We start from the raw sequence: 25,908 nt of genomic DNA, 5'->3' as shown, positions 1-25,908 counted from the left end.
ACGTTCGTCCGCGGCAGCTGTTTTTCGGAACCTTAGCCGCTGTAACACTTCATTACAGGGATGTGAGCAAAGTTTAACGGTGTGTGAATTCACGCCGCCTCACTGCCGTTCTCTAAGGAAGAGGAACGGCTATGAGCTATTCGTGGAATCCATGGGGATCTTCCGGAAACCCCTTCAGATCGCAATTCCTGAGGGGGTCGTTGCACTTGCGCCCGGCGAGCGCGGCAACTGGCTCAGCGGCGGCGCGCGATGCGCTCAAGCAGGCGGCGCAGGGCGTCGTCGACGCGCTCGGCACGTTCAACGGCGCCGCCCCCGCGACAGGCGCCGCGACATCGCGTGCGTTCACGATTCCAGTCACCTCGCTGAGCGGCATCCTCGCGCGGCGCGACGGCGTCGGCGGCGCCTACTCGACGTTTCAGACGACGCAGGCGGTAAACACGCAGACGTCGACCGATCGCGCCTCCTCGTCGCCGCTCGGACTCGATCTGACCACGGCGTATTCGTCGCTCGACTCGGCTGCGCTCGGGCTCGACGTCACGTCGCCAACGTCGGCATCAACGCTGACGTCGTCCGCGTCGCTCGCGCTCGACACGACCTCGCCGGCGGCGGCCTCCTCGCTCGCGTCATCATCGCCGATCGGTCTGGATCTCGCGTCGCCCGACCGCGCGTCGGTGCTCGAGTCATCGCAGCCGCTCCTTCTCGACGTCACGTCGCCGGAAACCGCGTCACAGCTCTCGTCGTCCGCGCTCGGCCTCGATCTCACGTCGCCTGACGCGCCGTCCGAGTTGCAGTCGTCGAGCGGTGTCGGACTCGATGTCACATCACCAGAGCGCGCGTCCACGCTCGATTCCTCGTCGAGCCTTGGTCTCGACATCACGTCGCCGGAAGCGTCGTCCGTGCTCGTATCGAGCGGAACGCTCGGTCTCGACGTGACGACGCCGCAGCGTGTGTCCGCCATTACGTCGTACGCCGCCGTCAACACCGCGACGACGAGTTATGCTCCGAATGTCGCGCTCGGCACCAGCACGAGCGTGGCGACGTTGAGTGGTGTGTACACCGGCGTCGGCACCGCGGCGACGACGTCGACGCTCACCGTGAAGGTGATGGCGGCCGCCACGGTCGGCGCCACCGCGTCGACGGTGCATTTCCAGATTCTCGACGGCGCCACGAAGCTTCTCGACTATTCGGGCAGCATCAAGGCAGGCGATCGCGTCTATCTGGGCGACGACATCGGTCTGTCCATCTCGTTCTCGGCGGGAACGCTCGCGAACGGCCAAACGGGTACGTCGGCGGTCAGTCACAGCGCGCCTGTCATCGACACGGCGGCGAAATTCAACGACCCCGATCCCAATCTGCGTCCGCGCTTCGACAACGCCGCGCAGGTGACCGCCGGCTCGTTCACGATCAACGGGACGACGATCGCCGTCGCGGCCAACGACACGATCGCCTCCGTCATCTCGGCGATCGACAACTCGGCCGCCGGCGTCAGCGCGTCGTTCGACGCGACGACGAAGAAGCTGACGCTGGCATCGAACGACCCCTCGGAAGACAGCATTTATCTCGGGAACGACACGTCAGGCTTTCTGGCGGCCATGAAGCTCACGTCGCAGAGCCAGGAGATCAACACGGCGACGACGTCGTATGCGTCGAACACGTTGACCTTCGGATCCTCCACGACCGTCGCCAGCCTGACCGGCACCTACACCGGCACGGATTCGTTCGCGAGCGCAACATCGCTCACCGTTAAATTTCAAAGCGCGGTCGCCGGTGGGCTGAGCGGCACGCCGCAAACGCTCAAGTTCTCGGTCCTCGATCAGTCAGGGCACTCGCTGTTCTCCTTCAGCGGGTCGTACGTCGCGGGCCAGAAGATCTCGATCGGCAACGACAGCGGGCTGTCGATCTCGTTTTCGGCCGGTACGGTCAGTCAGAACGACACGGCGTCGACGACCGTCAGTAAGACGATCGGCACCGACGTCAACGCCAACGCCGCGTTCAATGCTACCGGCAACGCAGCGCCGCGCTGGGATCCGGGATACACCGTCGGCGCGGGCGCATTCACGGTCAACGGCGTCACGATCAACGTCGCGGCCAGCGACACGATCACGTCGGTGCTGCACAATATCAATACGTCGTCCGCCGGCGTGACCGCCACGCTCGCCAACGACAAGATCACCATCGTCAACAACAGCGGATCGAATCCGGTGGTGATCGGAAACGACACCTCCGGCTTTCTCGCGGCGACGAAGCTCACGACGTCGGTCACCGTGATCGGCAACGTGCGCGACGACCTGCAGGTGTTGTCGAAGACGACGCAATTCTCGAGAGTGACGAACGGATCGTTCAGCATCAACGGCGCGGCGATCTCGGTCGACACGGATACCGACAGCGTGTCGTCGATCGTGAGCCGCATCAACGCGTCGGCCGCGGGCGTGACCGCGACGTACGATTCGGGCCAGGATAAGATCGTTCTGACGACCAACGGGAACAGCGAAGATCTGATCACGGTCTCCGGCGACACGTCGGGCTTCGTCACGGCGGCGAAGCTCTCGACCGCGAACACCGTGAAAGGCAACATTCGCGACGACCAGCAGGTGTTGGACAAAACCACACAGTTCGCCGCGGTGGTGAGCGGCTCGTTCACGATCAACGGCGCGACCGTCGCCGTCGATACGAGCGCCGACACACTCAGCACGCTGATCGCGAAGATCAATGCGTCGGCCGCGGGCGTGGCCGCGAGTTTCGACTCGACCGCGAACACGCTGCATCTCGTCGGCAACACGACCAGCGAGGACCCGATCGTCGTCGGCGGTGACACCTCGGGCTTTCTCACCGCGGCCAAGATGGACACGGCCAACTCGGTGCTCGGCAATATCCGCGACGACGAGCAGGTCCTCGCGAAGATGCCGCAGTTCGCCGGTGTGACGAGTGGATCGTTCACCATTAACGGCACCGCGATCGCATTCGACACGACGACGGATACGATCAGCTCGATTCTCTCGCGCATCACGTCGTCGTCGGCCGGCGTCGCGGCGTCCTACGATGCGGCGAACGACGTCGTGCATCTCACGACGAAGTACGACACCGAAGATCCGATCGCGGTCAGTGATTCGACGGGCCTCTCGAGCGCGTTGCATCTCTCCACGAACAACGCGGTGCCCGGACATCTGTCGGAAGATGGAGTGCCGCTCGCCGATCTCAGCCAGTTTTCATCGGTCGTGGACGGCGCGTTCGTCATCGACGGGCGGACGATCTCGGTCGCGACGACGGATTCAGTCAACGACATCGTCGGACGAATCAATTCCTCCGGAGCCCGCGCGACGGCGACGTTCGACACGAACACGAACAAGATCGTCATCACGACGACGTACAAGACCGAAGACGACGTCGCGATCGGCGGCGACACCTCCGGATTTCTCGCTGCCGCGGGGATCAGCTCGAGCAACACGGTGCAGGGCAACCTGCGCGACGATCAGCAGGTGCTCGCGAAAACCTCGCAGTTCGGTGCCGTGTCGACGGGCTCGTTTACCATCAACGGCGTCGCGATCGCGGTCGATGCGAGCTCCGACTCGCTGGCGTCCGTCATCACGCGGATCAACGGCGCCGGCGCGGGCGTCACCGCCGAATACGACACGATGAGTGATCGCCTGCGGCTGACGGCGACGTTGAATGGCGAACAACTGGTTCAGGTTGGCGCCGACGCCACGGGATTCCTGGGCGCCGCATACCTCGATACGTCGAACACGGTGCGCGGCCATGTCGCCGAGGATGGCGTGGCGCTCCAGGATGTATCGGTGTTCGCGTCGGTCGTGGACGGCTCGTTCGTCGTCGATGGAAAAACGATCACCGTGGACGCCGCCACCGATACCATTCAGACGATAGTTGACAAAGTCAACAATTCCGGCGCACGCGTGACGGCGACGTACGATCCCGTCACGGACGGCCTTCGTCTCGACGCGACGTACGACAGCGAGGACGCCGTGCCGATCGGCGGCGATACCTCCGGCTTCCTCGCGGCCGCGCATGTCGACGCCGCGAACACGGTCATGGGCAACATCCGCGACGACCTGCAGGTGCTGGCGAAGACGACGCAATTCGGAGACGTCACGAGCGGCTCGTTTACGATCAATGGCGTGTCGATCGGCGTCGATCCCGCCAATGATTCACTTACCGACGTCGTGTCACGAATCAACGCAGCCGGCGCGGGCGTGAGCGCCGTCTTCGACGCGCAGGCCAACGCCCTCGAGCTGACGACGACCGGCGACAGCGAAGATCCGATCGCCGTCGGCAACGACACGACCGGCTTTCTCGCCGATGCCCATCTCGACGCCGCGAACACTGCGCGCGGGAACCTGCGCGACGACGAACAAGTGCTCGCCAAGACGTCGCAGTTCGCGTCCGTGACCAGCGGATCGTTCACGGTGAACGGCGTCGCGATCAACGTCGACGCCAACGCCGATTCATTCTCGACGGTCGTCAGCCGGCTCAACGCGGCGGGTGCCGATGTGACCGCCGCGTTCGACGCAAACACCAATCGCCTCACGCTCGTGCGGAGTACGCCGGGCCAGGATCTCATCGACGTTGGCAACGACACCACCGGATTCCTCGCTACGACCGGTCTCGCGACCGCGAACGGTGCGGCCGGAAAACTCAGCGACCTCGCCGAGGTGTTGGCGCGCACGCCCGAGTTCAGCGGCGTGACGGACGGCGCGTTCACGCTCAACGGACAGCAGATCGCCGTGTCGGCGGCGACCGACAGTCTCCAGGACGTCGTCAATCGCATCACTGCCGCGAATGCGGGTGTGACGGCGAGCTACAACGCGTTGACCGACACGCTGTCATTCACGCCCACCATCGCCGGCGCGCCGCTGTCGATCGTCGATGACACGAGCGGATTGCTCTCGGCGCTGCATGTCGCGCAGGGTTCGGCAGGCACGCACGTCAACCCGAACGCGGTGTTCAACGGCGCGGAGCTCAGTGCACCAATGTTCGACCCCGGCCAATCGGTGCACGCCGGTTCGTTCACGGTCAATGGCGTTCAGATCGCCGTCGCAAACAACGACAGCATGACCAGCGTGCTGTCGCGCATCTCGAGCTCGCGTGCCGGTGTGACGGCACACTTCGACCCAACGACGCAAACTGTTTCACTCACCGCGAAAGTGAAATCGTCGTCGCCGATCACGATCGGCGCGGACACATCCGGCTTTGTGGCCGCGGCGAAGATGGATGCGAGCCCGCTGAGCGTCGTGGGCATCGATCCGACGTCGCCGAGTGCGGTGGCCGTTGGCCTCATGTCGGAATATGCGAAGGTGCACGCGGGGAAGTTGACCGTGAACGGCGTCGACATCGCGATCGATCCGTCGAGCACGACGGTCGACGGCGTCGTGAGTGCGCTGAATCAGATCGGCGGCGTCCAGGCGACGGTCGACAGCGACACCGGCGCGGTGAAGATCAACGCCGCTCCGGGTTCGCCCGCGCTCAAGCTGAGCGATTCGAGCGGACTCCTCGGCGCGCTCGGTATTCCGGACTATGCGCTCATGCCGCGAGTGATGGGCTCGGCCGCGCCGCCCGCGGGTCCGGCGAGCAACTCCTCCGCGGCGGCAGTGGGGGTCGAGCAGGCGGTTGGGAATTTCGACGCCATGCTCGAGCGCTGGGCCGTGAGCGGGAGCAACGCGCGACGCATGCTCGGCGACGTGCTGTCGATGATCCACGCGTCGGGCGCGCGAGGTATCGAGTTCGATGCATCGAGTTTGACCCCTCGCTTGACCGTCGACGCGAACCTCCTCGCGAGCAGTCTGGACGCCGGCGGGTCGGTGACCGCGTCTCAGTTGCACACGGGTGGCGCCGTCGCCGGTGTGATGGGTTCGCTGATCGACCGATTCGCGACGGTGGCGAGCACGACCGCGACGGATACGCTCGCCTCGCTCGTGGACGCCGTGCACGCCAACTTTTTGACGTCCGGCCAGTCGTCCCAATAGCACAAGGCATCGCAACCCGGTGTCGTGTCTGGGATTACGACCTCGCCAGCTTGACGCACCGCTCGCGATTGGATACCTTTTCCAGTCTCCCCCGGACCACTCTGGTCAGGCGGGAAGTGCATCCACGGGGCTATCCCGTTCGAATTCCTTCCGTTCTACATGCCAACGATCAATCAGCTCGTTCGTCGTAGCCGCTCCGACGTCGTCAAGAAAGAGAAGTCGCCGGCGCTCAAGTCCAATCCGTTCCGTCGTGGCGTGTGCACGCGCGTGTACACCACGACCCCCAAGAAGCCCAACTCGGCGCTCCGCAAAGTCGCCAAGGTTCGTTTGACGAACGGCTTCGAAGTCATCGCCTACATTCCCGGTGAAGGCCACAATCTGCAGGAGCACTCGATCGTGCTCGTGCGCGGCGGCCGCGTGAAGGATCTCCCGGGTGTTCGCTACCATATTGTGCGCGGCTCGCTCGACGCCAGCGGCGTGAACGGCCGCAATCAGAGCCGCTCGAAATACGGCACCAAGAAGCCGAAGGCCGGAGGTAAGAAGTAATGAGCCGCCGCAAAGGAAGCGTGAAGCGTCCGATTCTCGCCGACGCGCGCTACGACAGCCAGACCGTTTCAAAGTTCATCAACGCCATGATGCTGCAGGGCAAGAAGTCGACGGCCGAGCGCATCTTCTACGGCGCGATGGACCTGGTCGAAAGCCGCACGAATCAGCCGGGCGTGAACGTGTTCAAGCAGGCCCTGGCGAATCTGAAGCCGGTCGTGGAAGTGAAGAGCCGCCGTGTCGGCGGCGCCACGTACCAGGTGCCGGTGGAAGTGCGCCCTGAGCGCCGCACGGCGCTGGCGATGCGCTGGCTGATCAACTACTCGCGCGACCGCAACGAGAAGTCGATGCCGGAGAAGCTCGCGGCCGAGGTGATCGCGGCGAGCAAGGGTGAAGGCAACGCGGTGAAGAAGAAGGAAGACACGCACCGCATGGCGGACGCGAACAAGGCGTTCGCGCACTATCGCTGGTAATCACTCGAGTAGTTCACGAAGACTCGATGACGAAACGCCCCGTCGAATATCGACGGGGCGTTTTGCGTCGTCGGCCGCGGGAATTCCTTACACGCCGCAGAGGAAGTTCGCCGGCACCGGCTGGCTCGCGAGATATCCCGGGAATTGCGCGTAGAACGCCGAGATCGACGTACCGAACGCGGTCTGAAACGCCGTTTGCCACGGCGTGCCCGACGCGATCGCGTCCGCGTACACCTTGAGCGAGCCGATTCCCGCCGACGCAATGAGCTCGTCGACCGCGATCCAGGAATACGGGTACACCGGACCGACCGTGGTTTGAAGCACCGTCGCCGGCTCGAGCGTTGGCAGCGACGGCAAACCCGGCGGCTGCTGCTTCGCGAAGTCGGCGACCTGTTTCGCCATGCAGCCGCGCGTAGTGGCGATCGGAATCAGCTTCTCCGCGTCCATGCCGTCATACCCCATGAACTCGGCCGAGCCTTCGATCAGCCAGTCAGCCCCCGCGGTGTTCGGATTCCCGAGCCACTTGTACTGGAACTGCCAGAGATGGAAGACCTCGTGCACCGTGATCTTCTGTCGCGAGATCGGACCGTTCAGCACCCATCCCGCATTCGAAGTACAGAACGTCACAGCGCCGGCGCCCGTGAAGGCCGCCGAGCCGCCGCGCGAGCAGCCGTCCGACGTCGTCGAGGTCGAGATGGTCGACGCCGTCGTGATGGTTCGCCCGAACGTCGTTTGATAGAAGCCGGCGGCGAATTGCACGGCGTCCTTGATCAACTGCTGATCCGACGCGCTCGTGGCCGGATCGAAGCTGAAGGTGTATGGCGTGAGTGAGCTCGTGACGGCGAGCGTCGCGGACTTTCCACCGGCCGTCGCGGTGATGGTGACGTTCGCGATGTGTCCGGCGTTCACGAGCCCGGTGTTCGAGACGGTGATGAGCGTTGCATCGGAGCTCGACCACGTGACGGGAACGCTCGTGATCGCGGCGCCGCTTGCGTCCTTGACCGTTGCCGTGAGCTGTGTCGTCGTGCCGGCCTGCAGCGAGGAGGTGCCGGAAATCGAGATCGATGCGACCACCGGTGCCGGAGCGTTGACCGTAACGGCCGCCGATCCGGACTTGCCGTCGACGGACGCGCTGATCGTCGTTGATCCGGCGGTCTTTCCGGTCACCGTGCCATCCGATGCAACGCTCGCGATGGCGTCGTTCGCGCTCGACCACGTGAAGGTCTTTCCGGAAATGGCGGTGCCCGTGGAGTCCTTCGCGACGGCGCTGAACTGCGCCGTCTTGCCGACGTCGAGCGCGGCTGAACCGGTCACGGTGACCGTAGCCACGACCGGGACCGGCGGTGGCGGGGGCGGAGGCGTTGACGTGGTCGGTTGCGTCGACGGGACGGATTCGCCGCCGCCGCACGCCGTGAGGCCGCAAGCGATGAGTCCGAACACGGCGGCGAGAATGACGTGTGCTTTGGCGGGGCGCTGCATCAGGTTCTTCATCTCCAGGAGTCGCGTCAGGCAGTGCTATCGAATCGAAGCTACGGGCTCGGCGTTAGCCACCGGTTAACGGGTGGTTAATCAGGGAGGAGTTCACCGCGGTCCGCAAGGCGCGGGGCACACCGTCTGCCGCTTGACCAGCGTACAGGAGGACTTCATGAGCGACTTCCGGCAGGACCGCAGCGACAAGTTCAGGCAGCAATTGAATGAGCGGGGCAATCCGCACGGTGGCCGCGGTCGCCGCGCCGAGAACAACATTGCGGAGCAGTTCGAGACGCAGACCGGGCATCCGTTGGGGGAGACCGCGAGCAACCAGCGCGGCGATCAGCTCGCCGGCGATTTGCCGCCGAGCATCGATCTGCGGCGGGATCAGCATGCGCGAAAGGGACAGGCGCAGAGTCCGCGCGAGCGCAACCTCAATCAGCCTGAAAAGAAGATCGAGGGACACGGCAGACATCACGACAAGTAGGAGGCTCGGCAATTCATCGACGGCGGCGAGTGAGAGACATCACTCGCCGCCGTTGTCGTTTCTCACAGGGAATATCCCGCGGCGAGCCGCACCGCTGAGTCGGTCACATTTTTTATCGGGAAGTTCGAGAGGCGGTCGTGTCCTGGCACGATCCTGGTCTATAGGAAAAGTGCCGGGTGGGCGTGTGGGGTGGGGCCGGGGTGGACGAGCAGTCGGTTGGAAGCTCGGGCGCAGTCGGACCAAAGCACGATGGATTGCAGGGAGCAATCCGAAATGGGCCCGGCGACTCTCGTCCGAATTGAGGTGGCACCATGAGCTTCCAATCGCTGAACCGTGCGGCCGCGACCGCACTGACTTTCTGCACGTTCGCGGCAACGGGCCTCTTCGCGCAGGCTACGGTGAAGGGTGTGCTGTACGACGATGCGACGGGCACGCCGGTGCGCGGCACGGTGATGCTCGTGGATCCGGCGAGCGATGCGCCTGTCGTGCACGTCGTCGCGGACTCGGCGGGCCAGTTCTCGCTGAACGTGGGCCACGGCACCTATCGGATCGCCGCGGTGCGCGCGGGCTACACCTCGGTGTTGTCGTCGCCGATTCCGCTGCTCGATGGCGAGCGGCTCGTGATCAAGGTACCAATCGCCCAGTCGGGTGATCCGCAGCATCGCATCGGTGTGCTCGAACACGTTCGTCCGGAACAGTCGGCGGCGCCGAGGATGAATGCGCGGAGCGCGCTGCTCACGGGCTTCGAGTCGCGTCGCGCCACGGGTCCTGGTCTTCACTACGATCGCGTGGCGCTCGAGAAGTCGGGCGTGCACACCCTCGGCGAATTCCTGCAGAGCGTGCCGGGCCTTCGAGTGCTCGATCCGGGTTCGACGTCGAGCATGAACATGTCGCGCACGAGTGTTGGCACGATGGTAGGCACGCCGGCGGGCATTCAGGCGTGTCACGTGGGCTGGTTCGTGGACGGTCATCGCATGGACATTCCGGGCCGGAGCGATCCGGTGACGGACGGGTTGGGCTCGCTGTCGATGGATGTGGTTGAAGCGGTCGAGGTGTTCCGGGGCCTGAGCGAGATGCCGTCCGAGTTCGCCGAGCCGGATCTTCGGTGTGGGGCGGTGGCGGTGTGGACGCGGCGAGGGGAGTAGCGTTGGGCGTTGGGTGTTGGGTGTTGGGCGAAACTGCAAAGGGCGACGGAGGATTCTCCGTCGCCCTTTGCTTTCGCGCGCTGTGCCGGCCCCCTTGACCCGCGCCCAATCCTCAATAAATTCAAGGGGCTACGGCATTTCCGGCTCGCGTCGGCATCGTCGTGGTGATCGAAAAACCGGCGAACTGCGCGCCGACCCTTATGGGCTTGCAATAACGCAAGGGCCTGCTCCGGCTGACGCACTCGGGTGAGTGCAACGGCTCCCGACAAGTAACGCAGGACAATCGAACACCGATGACGGCAGGTCCTCCGCGCTTCGGCGCGAAGGACGATGGCGAACTCGGTGCGCCTTGGGTCCCCCTCGCGCGGCAGTGGCGAGTGCACCCGGCGATGGCGGATGGATACCGCGCTCCTCTGGAGCGGCCCGGTCCACCCGCGTTTTTGCTGGTAAAAGCTTGAAAGAGCGGAGGCGCAACGCGCCGACGTGAGGAACGATGAATACACGCCTGATTGCAGAACTTGAATAACGAAGTCCCATAGCCCAACGCTGATTTCATATGGCCCGCACAACGTCGCTCGATCACTATCGCAATATCGGCATCATGGCCCACATCGATGCCGGTAAGACGACCACGACCGAGCGTATTCTCTACTATACCGGCAAGGCGCACAAAATCGGCGAGGTGCACGAAGGCACCGCGACGATGGATTGGATGGAACAGGAGCAGGAGCGCGGCATCACGATCACGTCGGCCGCGACCACGGCCTTCTGGACGCGCAACAACGTCGAGTACCGCATCAACATCATCGATACGCCGGGGCACGTGGACTTCACCGTCGAGGTGGAGCGCTCGCTCCGCGTGCTCGACGGCGCCGTCACGCTGCTCGATTCCGTCGCCGGCGTCGAGCCGCAGACGGAGACGGTGTGGCGGCAGGCCGATCGCTACGGCGTGCCGCGCATCATCTTCTCGAACAAGATGGACCGCACCGGCGCCGACTTCGACCGCTGCCTGTCGATGATCCGCGACCGGCTGTCCAAGGATGCGTATCCCCTGCAGCTGCCGGTCGGCTCGGGCGAGCTGTTCACCGGCCACATCGACGTCCTCGAGCGCAAGCAGTACATCTTCGACGAAGCGACGCTGGGCAAGACGTTCACCGTCGTCGACGTGCCGGAGCAGTACAAGGCCGCGGTCGAGCAGGCGCGCCACGACGTGATCGATCACGCGGTGGCGGTGGCGCAGGACGACGCGCTGATGGAGAAGTATCTGGGTGGCGAGGAGCTGTCGCTCGACGAGATTCGGAAAGCGATTCGCACCGCGACGGTCACGGGCAAGATGATTCCCGTGCTCTGCGGCGCGTCGTTCAAGAACAAGGGCGTGCAGGCGCTGCTCGACGCCGTGATCGATTATCTCCCGGCGCCGGTCGACGTGCCGGCGATCAAGGGCCACCTGCCGCACCACGACGAGCATTTCGCCGAGCGTCCGGTGACCGACGACGCGCCGTTCGCGGCGCTGGCGTTCAAGATCGCGACGGACCCGTTCGTCGGAAAGCTGACGTTCTTTAGAGTGTACTCAGGCGTGCTCAAGTCGGGCTCGTACGTGTACAATTCGACGAAGGACAAGCGCGAGCGCGTGAGCCGCGTGCTGCAGATGCACGCGAACAAGCGCGAAGAGATCGAAGAGGTGCGCGCCGGCGACATCGCGGCCGCCATCGGGTTGAAGGACACCCGCACGGGCGACACGATGTGCGACGACGAGCATCCGATCATCCTCGAGGCGATGAAGTTCCCGAACCCCGTCATCGACGTCGCGATCGAGCCGAAGACGAAGGCGGACCAGGACAAGCTCGGCATCGCGCTCGCGAAGCTGTCGGAAGAAGATCCGACGTTCCGCGTGCACACCGATGAAGAGACGTCGCAGACGATCATCTCGGGGATGGGCGAGCTGCATCTCGAGATCATCGTCGACCGCATGATGAGAGAGTTCAAGGTCGACGCCAATATTGGTCGGCCCCAGGTCGCCTACAGAGAAACCATCCGCAAGCGCGTCGAGAAGGTCGAAGGCAAGTTCATCCGCCAGTCGGGTGGTAAGGGCCAGTACGGCCACGTCGTCATCAACATGGAGCCGAGCGACACGGGCGCGGGCTTCATCTTCGAGGACAAGGTCGTGGGCGGTGTGATCCCGCGCGAGTACATCGCGCCGGTCGAGCAGGGCATCAAGGAAGCGCTCGAGAACGGCGTCTTGGCGGGCTATCCGATGGTGGACGTCAAGGTCGAGCTGGTATACGGCTCCTATCACGAAGTCGACTCCAGCGAAATGGCGTTCAAGATCGCCGGCTCGATGGCGTTCAAGGAGGCGGCGAAGCGCGCGCATCCCGTGATCCTCGAGCCCATGATGAACGTGGAAGTGGTCACTCCTGACGCGTTCATGGGCGACGTGCTCGGCGATTTGTCGGCGCGTCGCGGCAAGATCGGCGGAATGACGCAGCGTGGCGAAGCGCAGGTGATCGCCGCGACCGTGCCGCTCGCCGAGATGTTCGGGTATTCGACGAAGCTGCGCTCGATGAGCCAGGGCCGCGCCGTGTACTCGATGGAATTCGCGCACTATGAAGAAGTGCCGAAGTCGAAGGCTGAAGAGATCGTCGCCAAAGTGAAGGCGTAAGGCAGAAACGGGCAGTAACGACTTAACCAACCAGGATTCGTACAATGGCAAAGGCAAAGTTCGAGCGGAACAAGCCGCACGTGAACGTCGGCACCATCGGCCACGTCGATCACGGCAAGACGACGCTCACCGCGGCGCTCACGAAGGTGTCGTCCGACAAGGGCTACGGCACGAAGTACATCGCCTACGACGAGGTCGCGAAGGCGTCCGCGTCGCAGGGCCGCCGCGACGCGACGAAGATCCTGACGATCGCGACGTCGCATGTCGAATACGAGACGCCGAACCGTCACTACGCGCACGTCGACTGCCCGGGCCACGCTGATTACGTCAAGAACATGATCACGGGCGCCGCGCAGATGGACGGCGCGATCCTCGTGGTGTCGGCCGTGGACGGTCCGATGCCGCAGACGCGCGAGCACATCCTGCTCGCCCGTCAGGTGAACGTGCCCGCGATCGTCGTCTTCCTCAACAAGTGCGACCTGGTCGACGACGCCGAGCTGCTCGATCTCGTCGATCTCGAGGTGCGCGAGCTGCTCTCCAAGTACGATTACCCCGGCGACGAGACCCCGGTCATCCGCGGCTCGGCGATCGGCGCGATCAACGGCGAGAAGCAGTGGGTCGACAAGCTCGAGGAGCTCTACTCGGCGCTGGATACGTACATCAAGGAACCGGTCCGCGAGATCGACAAGCCGTTCGCGCTGCCGGTCGAAGACGTGTTCTCGATCACGGGCCGCGGCACCGTCGCGACGGGTCGTATCGAGCGCGGCATCATCAAGGTCGGTGAGGAAGTGGCGCTCGTCGGCTTCGGCTCGGACAAGAAGTCGGTGGTGACCGGCGTCGAGATGTTCCGCAAGCTCTTGGATCAGGGCCAGGCGGGCGACAACGTCGGTCTGCTCCTGCGCGGCATCGAAAAGGACGCGATCGAGCGCGGCATGGTGCTCGCCAAGCCGGGTTCGATCAAGCCGCACACGAAGTTCGAGGCCGAAGTCTACGTGCTGAACAAGGACGAGGGCGGCCGCCACACGCCGTTCTTCAAGGGTTATCGTCCGCAGTTCTATTTCCGCACGACGGACGTGACGGGCTCGATCGAGTTGCCGGCCGGCACGGAGATGGTGATGCCGGGCGACAACATCCAGATGACGATCGAGCTGATCACGCCGATCGCGATGGAAGAGCAGGTGCGCTTCGCGATTCGCGAAGGCGGTCGCACGGTGGGCGCGGGCGTCGTCACGAAGATTCTGGCCTAACGCAATGGGCGTTGGGCGATGGGCGTACATGCCCATCGCCCATCGCCCAACGCCCAACGCACACAGAGAACTCTCATGGCAGGCAGAATTCGTATCCGTCTCAAGGCCTTCGATCACGCGGTGATCGATCAGGCGTCGGCGGACATCGTGCGGACGGCGGAGAAGACGGGCGCGCAGGTGTCCGGTCCGATTCCGCTGCCCACCAAGACGCAGCGGTGGACGGTGCTCCGGTCGCCGCACGTCGACAAGAAGTCGCGCGAGCAGTTCGAGCTCAAGACACACAAGCGGGTGATCGACATTCTCGATTCCCGCGCGCAGACGGTGGACGCGCTCACCAAGCTGGATTTGCCGGCGGGCGTGGACGTCGAGATCAAGGTCGAGTAGCACCACAAGTAGCACCACAAGTAGCACCACAAGCGGGTTGTCATTCCGAGCGACGCGAGGAATCCGGCATCACGGTCGCGAGGCCGGCCAATCCGGGGAGACGGTAGATCCCTCGTCGCTTTGCTCCTCGGGATGACGATCACAGTCCAACTGTCAATGTCGACAGTGACTCTGCAGAGGAATTCATGATAGGCATCATTGGCAAGAAGCTGGGCATGACCCAGATCTTCAACGAACAAGGGCAGCAGATCCCCGTCACGGTGATCGAAGCCGAGCCGAATCCGGTGCTCGCCGTGACCGACAAGGCCAAGGCGGGGCACGCGTCGATCCAGCTCGGGCTGGGCAGCGCGCGTCTGCGCCGCGACAACGCCAAGGGCGAGCGGACCCCCAAGGGTCACCGCGCGTCGAAGGCCGCGGTCGGCCACGCGAAGAAGGCGAATCTCGAGACCGTGCCGCGCGTGCTGCGGTCGGTGCGTCTCGACGAGCCGGGGAACGCGAAGATCGAAGTGCCGGCGTACAACGTCGGCGACGTCGTGAAGGTCGACGTGTTCGCGGTCGGCGACACGGTCAAGGTCACGGGCACGTCGAAGGGCCGCGGATTTCAGGGCATCGTCAAGCGCCACAAGGCGGGCGGTGGTCCGAACACGCACGGCAACACGAAGCACCGTCGTCCCGGCTCGATCGGACCTGGCACAGATCCGTCGCGCGTCATCAAGGGCAAGGCCATGCCGGGCCACTATGGCGACGAGCGTCACACGCAGACTCATCTCCGCGTCGAGAAGATCGATACGGATCGCAATCTGATCTACATCCGCGGCTCGGTCGCCGGCAAAGCCGGTGGCATCGTCGTCGTGCGGAAGCAGGGCTAACGGTACATCCTATGGCTGAGAACTCGACTACCACATTCCAGGCGGCCGCGTACTCGTCGCAGGGGACGTCGCGCGATGCCGTCGCGCTCCCCGAGACGTTGTTCGACGGAACCGTCAACATGCCGGTCATGCACCAGGCGGTGAAGGCGTTTCTCGCCAATCAGCGCCAGGGCAACGCGGCGACGAAGATTCGCAAGTACGTCACCGGCGGCAATCAGAAGCCGTGGAAGCAGAAGGGCACGGGTCGCGCCCGCCAGGGCTCGACGCGCGCGCCGCACTGGGTCGGCGGCGGCACGGTGTTCGGTCCGATTCCGCGCAGCTACGCGCAGTACGTGCCGCGCCAGGTGAGAGCCCTCGCTCGCAAGTCGGCCTTCAATGCGCGCGCGCGCGAGAACGCGATCATCGTGATCGACCAGTTCAACTACGACGCGCCGAAGACCGCGCGCCTGAAGGGGCTCGTCGAGCGGCTGGGCGTCGCTGATAAGAAAGTGCTCATTCTCACCGACGGCGTGAAGACGAACGTCTTCCTGTCGGGCCGCAATCTGCCGACCGTGCACGTGATGCCGTACGCCGACGTGTCGACGTATCACATCCTGTGGTCGGACGTGGTGTTGATCGAGTCGTCGGCGATCGGCGACGGCATGCAGCCGCTGGCGAACGAGAAGGCTGAAGCGGTGGCGCCGAAGCGCGCGCCGGCGAAGGCTCCGGCCAAGAAGGCGTCCGCCGCGAAGAAGTCGACACCAGCGAAGCAGGGCGCGAAGGCGGCCGCGAAGAAGGCGCCAGCGAAGAAAGCGTCGGCGAAGAAGGCGCCAGCGAAGAAGGCAGCGGCGAAGAAGAAGTCGCCCAACGCCCAACGCCCATCGCCCAACGCGAAGAAGAGGAAGTAGCCAATGCCCACCCTGCACCGCACCATTGTGCGTCCGTTGATCACCGAGAAGACGTCGTCCGCGTATCAGGCGCGCGGCGAGTACGTGTTCGAGGTGCATCCGGATGCGACGAAGACGCAGATCCGTTCGGCGATCGAGCAGCTCTTCGGCGTGAAAGTCACCGGCGTTTGGACGATGAACGTGCGCGGCAAGGAAAAGCGCATGGGACGCAGCATCGGCCGCCGCCCCAACTGGAAGAAGGCGATCGTGACGCTCCGCGAGGGTGACACGATCGAGATCTTCGAAGGCTGAGGCATAGATCATGGGAATTCGTCAATTCAAGCCGGTGACCAAGAGCTCGCGCTTCCGTTCGGTCTCGGATTTTTCCGAGATCACGACGACGACGCCCGAGAAGTCGCTGCTCGAGCCGATCAAGAAGTCGGGCGGGCGCGACAATCACGGTCACATCTCGATGCGCCGCCGCGGCGGTGGCCACAAGCGGCAGTATCGCATCATCGATTTCAAGCGCAACAAGCACGGCGTGGCCGGTACCGTCTCGACCATCGAGTACGATCCGAACCGCTCGGCGCGTATTGCGTTGATCACGTACGCCGACGGCGAGAAGCGCTACATCATCCACCCGAAGGGGCTGGCGGTGGGCGACACGGTGATGGCCGGTCCGGGCTCGGACATCCGCAACGGCAACGCGTTGCCGCTCGCCGAGATGCCGCTGGGGACGGCCGTTCACAACATTGAATTAAAGATCGGGAAAGGCGCGCAGCTCTGCCGCTCGGCGGGCATGTCGGCGCAGGTCGTGGCGAAAGAGGGCGAGTACGTGACGCTCCGCATGCCGTCGACCGAAATGCGTCTCGTGCACGGCCGCTGCTACGCGACGATCGGCGTCGTGGGCAACGAGGAGCACGAGCTGATCTCGTGGGGCAAGGCCGGCAAGACGCGCTGGAAGGGCCGGCGCCCGAAGGTGCGCGGTGAAGTCATGAATCCGGTCGATCACCCGCACGGTGGCCGGACGCGCGGCGGACGAAACGTCGTCAGCCCGTGGGGCAAGAAGGAAGGCGTCAAGACGCGCAACAAGAAGAAGTCGTCCGAGCGCCTCATCGTCCGCGGCCGCAAGCGCGGCAAAGCGACTCAATAAGGTATCGATCCTATGGGACGTAGCGTAAAGAAGGGACCGTTCGTTCAGGAGGCGCTGACCAAAAAGGTCGACGCGCTCAACGCCAAGAACGAGAAGCGCGTGATCAAGACCTGGTCGCGGGCGTCGACCGTGCTGCCCGAGTTCGTGGGGCACACCTTCGCCGTGCACAACGGGAACAAGTTCATCCCGGTGTACGTGACGGAGAACATGGTCGGCCACAAGCTCGGCGAGTTCGCGCCGACGCGTCTGTTCCGAGGCCACACCGGCCAGAAGGCGGCGGACAAGAAGGCGCCGGCGCCGGCCGCCGGCGGCGCTCCGGCCGCGCGCGGAGGCAAGTAACCGATGCCGCAGAATACGAAGACGGCGTTGGCCACCGCGTTCCAGCGCTCGACGCGCCAGTCGCCGTACAAGATGCGGCTCGTCATCGACGAGATTCGCGGCAAGAGCGTGAACGACGCCCTCGCCTATTTACAGTTCTCGAAAAAGCACGCCGCGAAGCAGATCGAGAAGACGTTGCGGTCCGCGGTCGCGAACGCCGAGCATGCCGCGCGTGAGGGTGGCCCGTCGGTGGACGTCGACGAGCTGTACATCTCGCGCGCCGTGATCAACGAGGGGCCGAAGCTCAAGCGGTTCACGCCGGCCGCGATGGGCCGCGCGACGCCCGTGCAGAAGCGCACCAGCCACGTCGAGATCGAGCTCAACGCGCGCGAAGTTCGGAAGCCGAAGCCCCAGCCCGTGGCGAAGAAGGCCGCCGGAAAGCGCGCGGCGAAGAAAAGCACTCGGAGAGAGAGCTAATGGGACAGAAGACACATCCGGTCGGTTTCCGACTCGGCATCTCGAAGGATTGGAAGTCGCGCTACTATGCGGGCCGCGATCTGCCGGCGCTTCTCCGTGAGGACGAGCTCCTGCGCAAGTATCTCAAGGCGCGTTTAGGACATGCCGCGATCGCGGACATCGTCATCGACCGCAAGCCCGGCAAGGTCGTCGTCACGCTGCACACCGGCCGTCCGGGTGTCGTGATCGGCAAGAAGGGCGCGGAAGTCGACAAGCTGCGCGACGAGCTCGCGCATCTCACCGGCAAGGAAGTCGGCATCAACGTCGAAGAGATCAAGCGTCCCGAGCTCGACGCGCAGTTGGTCGCGGACAACATCGCGAGCCAGCTCGCGCAGCGCATCTCGTTCCGCCGCGCGATGAAGCGCGCGGTGCAGAGCGCCATGCGCATGGGCGCGCAGGGCATCAAGGTCAAGGCGGGTGGCCGGTTGGGCGGCGCGGAGATCGCGCGCGTCGAGGGCTACCACGAGGGTCGTGTGCCCCTGCACACGCTGCGTGCGGACATCGACTATGCGACGTCGACCGCGAAGACCACCTTCGGCGCCATCGGCGTGAAGGTCTGGATCTTCAAGGGCGAGAAGGTCGAGGATCGCCGCGGCACCACTTACTCCTCCGGCATGTAAGGGGGATCACGAACAATGCTGTCACCCAAGCGCGTCAAATTCCGGAAGCGGTTCAAGGGTCGGACGACCGGTCTCTCCCATCGTGGATCGGAGATCTCGTTCGGCACCTATGGCCTGCAGACGTTGGAGCCGGGTTGGATCACGGCTCGTCAGATCGAGGCCGCCCGTGTGGCGCTCACGCGTCACATCAAGCGCGGCGGCAAGGTGTGGATCCGCGTATTCCCCGACAAGCCGATCACGAAGAAGCCGGCCGAAACCCGCATGGGCAAGGGCAAGGGTTCTCCGGAGATGTGGGTGGCCGTGGTGAAGCCGGGCCGCGTGATGTTCGAGCTCGAGGGTGTGACGAAGGACATCGCCCAGAAAGCGATGGCCCTGGCCGCCGCCAAGATGCCCGTGCGCACGAAGTTCGTGATGCGTGAGGAGGCGCACACCAATGAGAGCTGAAGAAATCCGCGAGATGAGCGTCGCCGACATCGCGTCGCGCATCCACGAGCTGGAAGAGGAACAGTTTCGGCTGAAGTTTCGCGCCGCGACGGAACCACCCGAGGATCCGCTTCGCCTGCGACTGATTCGCCGCGACATCGCGCGCCTCAAGACCGTGCTGCGCGAGCAGCAAGTGGAGCAGCGCGCCGCTGCCCAGGGACAGACCAATGGCTGATACGACACAGACGAACGCACTGACGGAGCGCGGCTCGCGCAAGACGCGCACGGGTCTCGTGGTGAGCGACAAGATGCAGAAGACGGTGGTGGTGGCGATCGAACGTCGCGTGCCGCACCCGGTCTACGGCAAGATGGTCACGCGTACCAAGCGCGTGAAGGCGCACGACGAGGAGAATTCGGCGAAGACGGGTGATACCGTGCGCATCGCCGAGACGCGGCCGCTGTCGAAGGACAAGCGGTGGCGTGTCGTCGAGATCGTCGAGCGCGCGCGGTAGCGGTGTCACGGAGTAAGGAGAACTCTCAATGATTCAGCAAGAGTCGATGGTCAAGGTCGCCGACAACTCGGGCGCGAAGACCGCACAGGTCATTCGCGTGCTGGGCGGTACCCGCCGGCGGTATGCCGGGCTCGGGGACGTCGTGATCGTGGCCGTGAAGAACGCCCTGCCGAACGGCACGGTGAAGAAGTCCGACGTGGCGCGCGCGGTGGTGGTGCGCACGGCGAAGGAGACGCGCCGGAAGGACGGCTCCTACATCCGGTTCGACGAGAACGCGGTCGTCATCATCAACGAGCAAGGCGAGCCCCGCGCGACGCGCATCTTCGGTCCCGTGGCGCGCGAGCTCCGCGAGAAGCGCTACATGAAGATCGTGTCGCTGGCGCCCGAAGTGATTTAAGGTATTCTAATATGAGAATTCTCAAGTATCGCAAGACCGATCGGCCGCGCCCGGTCAACAAGAAGCGGCACACCGACAACGCGGCGCGCGTCAAGGTCCACGTCACGAAGGGGGACACGGTCCGCGTGGTGCGCGGCGACGACAAGGGCAAGGAGGGGAAGATCCTCCGCGTCTACACCAAGACGGGGCGCGTGACCGTCGAGGGCGTCAACATCGTCAAGAAGCACCGCCGCGCGCGCAACGCCGACGAGCAGTCGGGCATCATGGAGATGCCGGCGCCGATTCACGCGTCGAACGTCATGCTGCTGGATCCCAAGTCGGGCGACCCGACGCGCACGCGCCGGCAGATCGACGACGACGGCACCAAGGAACGGATCGCCGTGAAGAGCGGTGAAGCGATCCCGAGGACACGCTAATGGCGACCAAGGAAAAGAAGGGCGGTTCCGGCGGCAAGGGCTCCGGCAAGAAGGGCGGCGGCGATGCGAAGGCGCGTGGACCACACGCCGGCGCCGGCCTGCCCGTGCCCGCGCCGCGGCTCAAGGATTTCTATCAGAACACCGTGCGCCAGCGCTTGATGCAGCAGTTCGGGTTCACCAACCCGCATCAGGTGCCGCTGCTCGAGAAGATCGTGATCAACGTCGGTGTGGGCGAGGCGATCAAACAGCCCAAGGCGCTCGACTCGGTCGTCGACGAGCTGGCGATCATCACCGGGCAGCAGCCGGTCCGCAAGAAGGCGAAGAAGTCCATCGCCAACTTCGGCCTGCGCCAGGGCCAGGAGATCGGCGCCGCGGTCACGCTGCGCGGCGCGCGGATGTGGGAGTTCCTCGATCGCTTCATCACGGTCGCGATTCCGCGCATCCGCGACTTTCGCGGTCTTGGCACCCGGTCGTTCGACGGGCGCGGCAACTATTCGCTCGGCGTCAAGGAGCAGATGATCTTCCCCGAGATCAACTACGACTCGATCGAATCGATTCACGGAATGGACATCACGTTCGTCACGAGCACGAACCGCGACGATCAGGCGTTCGCGCTCCTGAAGGAGCTCGGCATGCCGTTCCGGACGGACGAGAAGAAAGGACGCGGCGCGGCCGCGTGAGCGCTGGGCTTCGCGTTGGGCGGTGGGCGCTGGGCGATGGGCGTGGTGCCCGTCGCCATTCGCCGATCGATTAACAACTTTTAGTTGAGAGTACTGAAATGGCCCGTAAAGCCATGATCGAAAAGAGCAAGCGGAAGCCGAAGTTCCAGGTGCGGGTGCACAATCGCTGCGGCCGCTGCGGCCGTTCGCGCGCGTTCCTGCGCCGCTTCGGTCTGTGCCGCATTTGCTTCCGCGAGCTGAGCCTGCAGGGGATGATCCCCGGCGTGCGTAAGGCGAGTTGGTAATCGCGTTGGGCGCTGGGCGTTGGGTGATGGGCGTGAGTCCATCGATCTGCGCACCGCCCGCCGCCCATCACCCATCACAGTCCTCCACGTCCACGGAAACGAGAGGAGCAGAGGTTCACTCATGAGTATGACCGACCCGATCGCCGACATGCTGACGCGGATCCGCAACGCCTGCGGATCGAAGCACCGCCGCGTCGACATGCCGGTGTCGAAGATGAAAACCGAGATCGCGCGCATCCTGAAGGAGAACAACTACATTCAGGATTATTCGACGCTCGAGACGGATGACGGCAAGAAGGTCCTGCGCGTGCGCTTGAAGTACGCCGGCGGCCAGCCCGTCATTCGCGAGCTGCAGCGCGTCTCCACCCCCGGGCTCCGGAAATACGTCGGCGCCGGCGAAATTCCGCGCGTCCGCAACGGACTCGGGCTCGCCATCCTGAGCACGAACAAGGGCTTGATGTCCGACCGTGAAGCGCGCCAGTCGCGCACCGGCGGCGAGCTCGTCGCCGTCGTCTGGTAGGAGATCAGAATATGTCGCGAATCGGCAAACTTCCCATCACCGTTCCCGCCGGCGTCACCGTGACGATCGACGGCAACACGGTCAAGGTCAAAGGTCCCAAGGGCGAGCTCACGCATCGTCTGCCCGAGGGCGTCACCGTCGACAAGAGCGACAACACGCTCAACGTCGCGCGCGCCTCGGACGAGACCAATCACAAGTCGCTGCACGGCCTCACGCGTTCGCTCATCGCGAACATGGTCGAGGGCGTGACCAAGGGCTATGCGAAGCAGCTCGAGATCACGGGCGTCGGCTACAAGGCCGAGGTGCGTCCGTACGGCCTCCAGCTCTCGCTTGGCTTCTCGCACACGATCGAGTTCAAGGCGCCCGCGGGCATCAAGCTCACCGCGCCGCAGCCGACGGCCGTCACCATCGAAGGGTCGGACAAGGCACTCGTCGGACAGGTCGCGGCGGAAATCCGCGGTCTGCGTCCGCCCGAGCCGTACAAGGGCAAGGGCATTCGTTACGCCGGCGAAGTCATTCGGCGCAAGGCCGGTAAGGCGGGAGGCAAGTAACCCATGCCAGCAATTCCGAAGACGCGTGTTGAGCAGCGGTATCGCCGCCATCTCCGCGTACGCAAGAAGGTCACGGGCACCGCGGAGCGTCCGCGTCTCGTGGTGTTCCGTTCACTCAAGCACATCACCGCGCAGCTGGTGGATGACGTCGCGCGCCGCACGCTGGCGACCGCGACGTCGACCGATCTCCTGAGCGGCAAGAAGACGGACAAGTCGACGGAAGTCGGCAAGCGCATCGCTGAAAAGGCCAAGGCCGCGGGGATCACGAAAGTCGTGTTCGATCGCGCGGGCTACAGATACCACGGCCGCGTGAAAGCGGTGGCCGACGGAGCCCGCGAAGGCGGGTTGGAGTTCTAATATGGCAGAAGACACATCGAACAACGCGCCGGCGAGCGGCGCTCCTGCGTCCGGCGGCTCGACTTCCGGCGGCGGCGATCGCCCGGGTGGCGGCGCCGGTCGTCCCGGCGGATTCGGCGGCGGCAGCGCGCGCTCCGGCGGTGGCCGTAGCGGCGGTGGCCGCGGCGGTCCGGGCGGCGGCCGTGGCGGTCGCGGCGGCGGCGGCGGTGGTGGTCGCGGCGGCCCTGGCGGCGGCCGCGGACGCGGCGGTCCGGGCGGCGGTGGTGGTGGCCGTGGCGGCGAAGGCGGCGGCGATCGTGGTGGTCGCGGCGGCCGTGAAGGCCGTGGCGGCGGCGACGGACGTGGCGGCGAGCGCGGAGAAGGTGGTTCCGAGCTCGTCGAGAACGTGATCGCCATCAACCGCGTCGCGAAGGTCGTGAAGGGCGGCCGGCGCTTCTCGTTCAACGCGCTCGTCGCGGTGGGCGACGGTCAGGGCAAGGTCGGCTTCGCGTCGGGCAAGGCGAACGAAGTCTCGGAAGCGGTCCGCAAGGCCGTCGACGCGGCGCGTCGCAAGATGGTGAACATTCCGCTCACGGGCGGCACCATTCCGCACGAGATCGTCGGCCAGCACGGCGCGGGCAAAGTCCTCATGAAGCCCGCGGCGCCGGGCGCCGGTGTGATCGCCGGCGGTGCGGTGCGCGCCATCATGGAATGCGCCGGCATCTCGGACATCCTGACGAAGAGCCTGGGCTCGACCAACCCGCACAACATGGTGCGCGCGGCGATGGACGGCCTGCAGCATCTCACGACCGTCGAGCAGATCGCGCGCGAGCGCGGCATCGAGACGTCGAGCCTGCAGTACCGGTCGCGCGCCAAGTCTCGTGAAGTCGTGCGCCATGCGGCGCATGGGGAGACGGTCTAATGCCGCGCACGTTCGTATGGCACCCGAGCAAGGGGCCGCGCAAGACGGCGAAGCAGAATCTTCCCGAATCGGGAAGCGTACGGATCAAGCAGGTTCGCTCCGGCATCGGCCACTCGTGGCGGATGCGCGCGACGCTCGAAGCGATCGGTCTCAAGCATCACCAGGATGAAGTGGTGAAGGAGATCACGCCCGGGCTCAAAGGTCAGCTGAAGCAAGTGCGCCACCTCGTCGAGGTGACGCCGGTGGAAGGAGACAAGTAAATGGCGACCACAAAGAAGGCGGCGGGCGAGACGGCGGCGAGCGAGAAGATCGGCTTGCACAACCTCGCCGTCGTTCCCGGCGCGACGAAGAATCGCAAGCGTCTCGGCCGCGGTCCGGGGTCGGGCACCGGCAAGACCTCGGGTAAGGGTCACAAGGGTATCAAGGCGCGCGCGGGCCACCACGGTCCGGGCGGCGGCAAGCCGCACTTCGAGGGCGGCCAGATGCCGATCACGCGCCGGTTGCCGAAGCGCGGCTTCACGAATCCATTCCGCGAGGAAAATCAGATCGTGCGGCTCGACGATCTGGCGACGCTCTCGGCCAGCGGTGCGGAGATCACGCGCGACTCGCTCGCTGAAGCGGGGCTGATCAACAGCAACAAGGGGCAGGTCAAAGTGCTCGCGAACGGCGAGATCTCGCAGGCGATCACGGTGAAGGGCCTCAAGGTCAGCGCCGGCGCGCGCGAGAAGATCGTCGCGGCCGGAGGCCGCGTCGAGGACTAAGGGGTAATTCTCATGGCACAGAACAATGCGGCGGCGGCGGTTCAGAATCTGTTCCGCACGCCCGAGCTGAAGGACAAGATCCTTTTCACGCTGCTCTGCCTGCTCGTGTACCGCATCGGGTCGGCCATCACGGCGCCTGGCGTGAATCCGATCGCGATTCAGGATTACATCAACACGCAGCAGCGCGGCGGCGGCCTGCTCGGCCTCTACAACCTGTTCACCGGCGGCTCGCTCGCGCGCGCCACGGTGTTCGCGCTGGGCATCATGCCGTACATCTCCGCGTCGATCTTCCAGCAGATCGCGCAGGCGGTGGTGCCGTCGATCGACAAGATGTCGAAGGACGAAGAAGGCCGAAAGAAGATCAACCAGTGGTCGCGCTACGCGACGATCGTGCTGGCCGCGGTGCAGGGCTGGGGCTTCGCGATCTTCGCCGAGTCGATCACCGCGGCGGTGACGAATCCTGGGTTCGGCTTCCGCGTGTCGATGACGTTCTTCCTCACCGTCGGCGCGATCTTCGTGATGTGGCTCGGTGAGCAGATCACCGAGCGCGGCATCGGCAACGGCGCGTCGCTCATGATCTTCTTCGCGATCGTCGAGCGCATCTGGCCGGGCATCATCTCGGCGTTCCAGTTCGTGAGCACGGGCGCGATCGGCGCCTTCTCGCTCCTCGTGCTGGTGGTCGTGATGGTGCTCATCGTGGCGGCGGTCGTCGCGGTCACGATGGCGGCGCGGCGGGTGTTGATTCAGATCCCGCAACGCACCATGGCGCGCGGACGCATGCGCGAGGCGAGCCGGAGCTTCATTCCGCTCCGCATCAATTCGTCGGGCGTCATGCCGATCGTCTTCGCCCAGTCGGTGATCGTGGTGCCGGGCGCGGTCGCGCAGTTCATGGGCAACCAGCGCATGCGCGATTTCGCGGACTATCTCGCGCCGGGCAACACGTTGTACAACATCCTGATGGCGATCCTCATCCTCTTCTTCACGTACTTCTACACGTCGATCATCTTCAATCCGGTCGACCTGGCGGAGAACCTGAAGAAGCAGGGCGGCTTCATTCCGGGCGTGAAGCCCGGCGCCCGCACGGCGGAGTACATCGACGACGTCGTGTCGAAGATCACCCTGCCGGGCGCGATCTTCCTCACGTTCGTCGCGCTGCTGCCGATCTGGATCGCGAACATGCTGCACATCGCCTCGTTCAACTTCGGCGGCACGTCGCTGCTCATCGTCGTCGGCGTCGCGCTCGACACGATTCAGCAGATGAACCAGCACCTGCTGCTCAGAAAGTATGACGGTTTCATGAAGAAAGGCCGCATCAAGATGCGCGGTCGTCAAGGCGCGCCGGGCGGATTCTGAGTCTCGTCGCGCTCCACGAGAAAAGCCC

At 64.8% G+C, this 25,908-nt stretch carries 27 protein-coding genes and 3 pseudogenes; 29 read left to right on the top strand and 1 reads right to left on the bottom strand.

Annotated elements, in window-relative coordinates:
- Positions 1 to 200 precede the first annotated feature (200 nt).
- From VN706_19935 to rpsG, 3 genes are all read left to right on the top strand, one after another.
- The gene (locus VN706_19935) at positions 201 to 5,975 is read left to right on the top strand and encodes a flagellin hook IN motif-containing protein (protein HXT17915.1); all 5,775 of its coding nucleotides are present in this window, start codon (positions 201 to 203) and stop codon (positions 5,973 to 5,975) included.
- Positions 5,976 to 6,134: 159 nt separating this feature from the next.
- Positions 6,135 to 6,521 (top strand): 30S ribosomal protein S12, encoded by a 387-nt coding sequence (rpsL, locus tag VN706_19930; protein HXT17914.1) that lies wholly within the window; start codon positions 6,135 to 6,137, stop codon positions 6,519 to 6,521.
- Positions 6,521 to 6,991, top strand: a complete 471-nt coding sequence (gene rpsG, locus VN706_19925; protein ID HXT17913.1) for a 30S ribosomal protein S7 — start codon at positions 6,521 to 6,523, stop codon at positions 6,989 to 6,991. The genes rpsL and rpsG overlap by 1 nt, the downstream gene beginning before the upstream one ends.
- Positions 6,992 to 7,078: 87 nt before the next feature.
- Here rpsG and VN706_19920 read toward each other — a convergent pair whose 3' ends face one another.
- Positions 7,079 to 8,470 carry an Ig-like domain-containing protein gene (locus VN706_19920; protein HXT17912.1) on the bottom strand — a complete coding sequence of 464 codons (1,392 nt, stop codon included), beginning with the start codon at positions 8,468 to 8,470 and terminating at the stop codon, positions 7,079 to 7,081.
- 166 nt (positions 8,471 to 8,636) lie between these two features.
- On the opposite strand from VN706_19920, the gene VN706_19915 reads away from it, so the two are divergent.
- The 26 genes and pseudogenes from VN706_19915 to secY all read left to right on the top strand — a co-directional run bounded on the left by VN706_19915 (position 8,637) and on the right by secY (position 25,880).
- On the top strand, positions 8,637 to 8,948 hold the full coding sequence (locus VN706_19915) for a hypothetical protein (GenBank protein HXT17911.1): 312 nt from the start codon (positions 8,637 to 8,639) through the stop codon (positions 8,946 to 8,948).
- A 311-nt stretch (positions 8,949 to 9,259) separates the two neighbouring features.
- On the top strand, positions 9,260 to 10,093 hold the full coding sequence (locus VN706_19910) for a TonB-dependent receptor plug domain-containing protein (protein ID HXT17910.1): 834 nt from the start codon (positions 9,260 to 9,262) through the stop codon (positions 10,091 to 10,093).
- A 556-nt stretch (positions 10,094 to 10,649) separates the two neighbouring features.
- The gene (gene fusA / locus VN706_19905) at positions 10,650 to 12,752 is read left to right on the top strand and encodes an elongation factor G (GenBank protein ID HXT17909.1); all 2,103 of its coding nucleotides are present in this window, start codon (positions 10,650 to 10,652) and stop codon (positions 12,750 to 12,752) included.
- Between the two features lie 44 nt (positions 12,753 to 12,796).
- Positions 12,797 to 13,999, top strand: a complete 1,203-nt coding sequence (tuf, locus tag VN706_19900; GenBank protein ID HXT17908.1) for an elongation factor Tu — start codon at positions 12,797 to 12,799, stop codon at positions 13,997 to 13,999.
- A gap of 18 nt (positions 14,000 to 14,017) precedes the next feature.
- Positions 14,018 to 14,383, top strand: coding sequence for a 30S ribosomal protein S10 (rpsJ, locus tag VN706_19895; GenBank protein ID HXT17907.1), 366 nt, complete (start codon positions 14,018 to 14,020; stop codon positions 14,381 to 14,383).
- A 185-nt stretch (positions 14,384 to 14,568) separates the two neighbouring features.
- The gene (gene rplC, locus VN706_19890) at positions 14,569 to 15,252 is read left to right on the top strand and encodes a 50S ribosomal protein L3 (protein HXT17906.1); all 684 of its coding nucleotides are present in this window, start codon (positions 14,569 to 14,571) and stop codon (positions 15,250 to 15,252) included.
- Positions 15,253 to 15,263: 11 nt separating this feature from the next.
- Positions 15,264 to 16,139 (top strand): 50S ribosomal protein L4, encoded by an 876-nt coding sequence (gene rplD / locus VN706_19885; protein ID HXT17905.1) that lies wholly within the window; start codon positions 15,264 to 15,266, stop codon positions 16,137 to 16,139.
- 3 nt (positions 16,140 to 16,142) lie between these two features.
- Positions 16,143 to 16,430: a 50S ribosomal protein L23 gene (locus VN706_19880; protein HXT17904.1), complete on the top strand. Its 288-nt coding sequence runs from the start codon at positions 16,143 to 16,145 to the stop codon at positions 16,428 to 16,430.
- Between the two features lie 10 nt (positions 16,431 to 16,440).
- A complete protein-coding gene (gene rplB, locus VN706_19875) occupies positions 16,441 to 17,271 on the top strand; it encodes a 50S ribosomal protein L2 (protein ID HXT17903.1) in 831 nt (276 codons plus the stop codon).
- Positions 17,272 to 17,283: 12 nt separating this feature from the next.
- Positions 17,284 to 17,610, top strand: a complete 327-nt coding sequence (gene rpsS / locus VN706_19870; GenBank protein ID HXT17902.1) for a 30S ribosomal protein S19 — start codon at positions 17,284 to 17,286, stop codon at positions 17,608 to 17,610.
- 3 nt (positions 17,611 to 17,613) lie between these two features.
- Positions 17,614 to 17,970: pseudogene (gene rplV / locus VN706_19865) on the top strand (50S ribosomal protein L22).
- A gap of 95 nt (positions 17,971 to 18,065) precedes the next feature.
- Positions 18,066 to 18,725: a 30S ribosomal protein S3 gene (gene rpsC, locus VN706_19860; protein ID HXT17901.1), complete on the top strand. Its 660-nt coding sequence runs from the start codon at positions 18,066 to 18,068 to the stop codon at positions 18,723 to 18,725.
- A 15-nt stretch (positions 18,726 to 18,740) separates the two neighbouring features.
- Positions 18,741 to 19,169, top strand: coding sequence for a 50S ribosomal protein L16 (gene rplP, locus VN706_19855; protein HXT17900.1), 429 nt, complete (start codon positions 18,741 to 18,743; stop codon positions 19,167 to 19,169).
- Positions 19,159 to 19,383, top strand: a complete 225-nt coding sequence (gene rpmC, locus VN706_19850; protein ID HXT17899.1) for a 50S ribosomal protein L29 — start codon at positions 19,159 to 19,161, stop codon at positions 19,381 to 19,383. The genes rplP and rpmC overlap by 11 nt, the downstream gene beginning before the upstream one ends.
- A 19-nt stretch (positions 19,384 to 19,402) precedes the next feature.
- Positions 19,403 to 19,660 carry a 30S ribosomal protein S17 gene (gene rpsQ / locus VN706_19845; GenBank protein HXT17898.1) on the top strand — a complete coding sequence of 86 codons (258 nt, stop codon included), beginning with the start codon at positions 19,403 to 19,405 and terminating at the stop codon, positions 19,658 to 19,660.
- Positions 19,661 to 19,688: 28 nt separating this feature from the next.
- Positions 19,689 to 20,057 (top strand): 50S ribosomal protein L14, encoded by a 369-nt coding sequence (rplN, locus tag VN706_19840; protein ID HXT17897.1) that lies wholly within the window; start codon positions 19,689 to 19,691, stop codon positions 20,055 to 20,057.
- 95 nt (positions 20,058 to 20,152) lie between these two features.
- Positions 20,153 to 20,473, top strand: a pseudogene (gene rplX, locus VN706_19835) (50S ribosomal protein L24).
- On the top strand, positions 20,473 to 21,153 hold the full coding sequence (gene rplE / locus VN706_19830; GenBank protein HXT17896.1) for a 50S ribosomal protein L5: 681 nt from the start codon (positions 20,473 to 20,475) through the stop codon (positions 21,151 to 21,153). Before rplX ends, rplE begins: the two are co-directional and overlap by 1 nt.
- 98 nt (positions 21,154 to 21,251) lie before the next feature.
- The gene (locus tag VN706_19825) at positions 21,252 to 21,437 is read left to right on the top strand and encodes a type Z 30S ribosomal protein S14 (GenBank protein HXT17895.1); all 186 of its coding nucleotides are present in this window, start codon (positions 21,252 to 21,254) and stop codon (positions 21,435 to 21,437) included.
- A 121-nt stretch (positions 21,438 to 21,558) separates the two neighbouring features.
- Positions 21,559 to 21,957 (top strand): 30S ribosomal protein S8, encoded by a 399-nt coding sequence (rpsH, locus tag VN706_19820; GenBank protein HXT17894.1) that lies wholly within the window; start codon positions 21,559 to 21,561, stop codon positions 21,955 to 21,957.
- Between the two features lie 11 nt (positions 21,958 to 21,968).
- A complete protein-coding gene (gene rplF, locus VN706_19815; GenBank protein HXT17893.1) occupies positions 21,969 to 22,508 on the top strand; it encodes a 50S ribosomal protein L6 in 540 nt (179 codons plus the stop codon).
- A gap of 3 nt (positions 22,509 to 22,511) precedes the next feature.
- Positions 22,512 to 22,865, top strand: a complete 354-nt coding sequence (gene rplR, locus VN706_19810) for a 50S ribosomal protein L18 (GenBank protein HXT17892.1) — start codon at positions 22,512 to 22,514, stop codon at positions 22,863 to 22,865.
- A 370-nt stretch (positions 22,866 to 23,235) separates the two neighbouring features.
- Positions 23,236 to 23,766, top strand: a pseudogene (rpsE, locus tag VN706_19805) (30S ribosomal protein S5).
- The gene (gene rpmD / locus VN706_19800) at positions 23,766 to 24,026 is read left to right on the top strand and encodes a 50S ribosomal protein L30 (GenBank protein ID HXT17891.1); all 261 of its coding nucleotides are present in this window, start codon (positions 23,766 to 23,768) and stop codon (positions 24,024 to 24,026) included. Before rpsE ends, rpmD begins: the two are co-directional and overlap by 1 nt.
- 48 nt (positions 24,027 to 24,074) lie before the next feature.
- Entirely contained in the window at positions 24,075 to 24,527 is a 453-nt protein-coding gene (gene rplO / locus VN706_19795) for a 50S ribosomal protein L15 (GenBank protein HXT17890.1), read from the top strand.
- Positions 24,528 to 24,539: 12 nt separating this feature from the next.
- The gene (gene secY, locus VN706_19790) at positions 24,540 to 25,880 is read left to right on the top strand and encodes a preprotein translocase subunit SecY (protein HXT17889.1); all 1,341 of its coding nucleotides are present in this window, start codon (positions 24,540 to 24,542) and stop codon (positions 25,878 to 25,880) included.
- Positions 25,881 to 25,908: the final 28 nt, after the last annotated feature.

This window comes from Gemmatimonadaceae bacterium (assembly GCA_035606695.1).
Classification (GTDB): Bacteria; Gemmatimonadota; Gemmatimonadetes; order Gemmatimonadales; family Gemmatimonadaceae; genus JAQBQB01.
This window is presented reverse-complemented; position numbering and strand designations above follow the sequence as displayed.

Bases quoted from the DNA above. Each gene is read 5' to 3' on its own strand.
- rpsL (HXT17914.1), top strand. From the start codon at position 6,135: ATGCCAACGATCAATCAGCTCGTTCGTCGTAGCCGCTCCGACGTCGTC.
- rpsG (HXT17913.1), top strand. From the start codon at position 6,521: ATGAGCCGCCGCAAAGGAAGCGTGAAGCGTCCGATTCTCGCCGACGCG.
- VN706_19920 (HXT17912.1), bottom strand. From the start codon at position 8,470: ATGCAGCGCCCCGCCAAAGCACACGTCATTCTCGCCGCCGTGTTCGGA.
- VN706_19915 (HXT17911.1), top strand. From the start codon at position 8,637: ATGAGCGACTTCCGGCAGGACCGCAGCGACAAGTTCAGGCAGCAATTG.
- VN706_19910 (HXT17910.1), top strand. From the start codon at position 9,260: ATGAGCTTCCAATCGCTGAACCGTGCGGCCGCGACCGCACTGACTTTC.
- fusA (HXT17909.1), top strand. From the start codon at position 10,650: ATGGCCCGCACAACGTCGCTCGATCACTATCGCAATATCGGCATCATG.
- tuf (HXT17908.1), top strand. From the start codon at position 12,797: ATGGCAAAGGCAAAGTTCGAGCGGAACAAGCCGCACGTGAACGTCGGC.
- rpsJ (HXT17907.1), top strand. From the start codon at position 14,018: ATGGGCGTACATGCCCATCGCCCATCGCCCAACGCCCAACGCACACAG.
- rplC (HXT17906.1), top strand. From the start codon at position 14,569: ATGATAGGCATCATTGGCAAGAAGCTGGGCATGACCCAGATCTTCAAC.
- rplD (HXT17905.1), top strand. From the start codon at position 15,264: ATGGCTGAGAACTCGACTACCACATTCCAGGCGGCCGCGTACTCGTCG.
- VN706_19880 (HXT17904.1), top strand. From the start codon at position 16,143: ATGCCCACCCTGCACCGCACCATTGTGCGTCCGTTGATCACCGAGAAG.
- rplB (HXT17903.1), top strand. From the start codon at position 16,441: ATGGGAATTCGTCAATTCAAGCCGGTGACCAAGAGCTCGCGCTTCCGT.
- rpsS (HXT17902.1), top strand. From the start codon at position 17,284: ATGGGACGTAGCGTAAAGAAGGGACCGTTCGTTCAGGAGGCGCTGACC.
- rpsC (HXT17901.1), top strand. From the start codon at position 18,066: ATGGGACAGAAGACACATCCGGTCGGTTTCCGACTCGGCATCTCGAAG.
- rplP (HXT17900.1), top strand. From the start codon at position 18,741: ATGCTGTCACCCAAGCGCGTCAAATTCCGGAAGCGGTTCAAGGGTCGG.
- rpmC (HXT17899.1), top strand. From the start codon at position 19,159: ATGAGAGCTGAAGAAATCCGCGAGATGAGCGTCGCCGACATCGCGTCG.
- rplN (HXT17897.1), top strand. From the start codon at position 19,689: ATGATTCAGCAAGAGTCGATGGTCAAGGTCGCCGACAACTCGGGCGCG.
- rplE (HXT17896.1), top strand. From the start codon at position 20,473: ATGGCGACCAAGGAAAAGAAGGGCGGTTCCGGCGGCAAGGGCTCCGGC.
- VN706_19825 (HXT17895.1), top strand. From the start codon at position 21,252: ATGGCCCGTAAAGCCATGATCGAAAAGAGCAAGCGGAAGCCGAAGTTC.
- rpsH (HXT17894.1), top strand. From the start codon at position 21,559: ATGAGTATGACCGACCCGATCGCCGACATGCTGACGCGGATCCGCAAC.
- rplF (HXT17893.1), top strand. From the start codon at position 21,969: ATGTCGCGAATCGGCAAACTTCCCATCACCGTTCCCGCCGGCGTCACC.
- rplR (HXT17892.1), top strand. From the start codon at position 22,512: ATGCCAGCAATTCCGAAGACGCGTGTTGAGCAGCGGTATCGCCGCCAT.
- rpmD (HXT17891.1), top strand. From the start codon at position 23,766: ATGCCGCGCACGTTCGTATGGCACCCGAGCAAGGGGCCGCGCAAGACG.
- secY (HXT17889.1), top strand. From the start codon at position 24,540: ATGGCACAGAACAATGCGGCGGCGGCGGTTCAGAATCTGTTCCGCACG.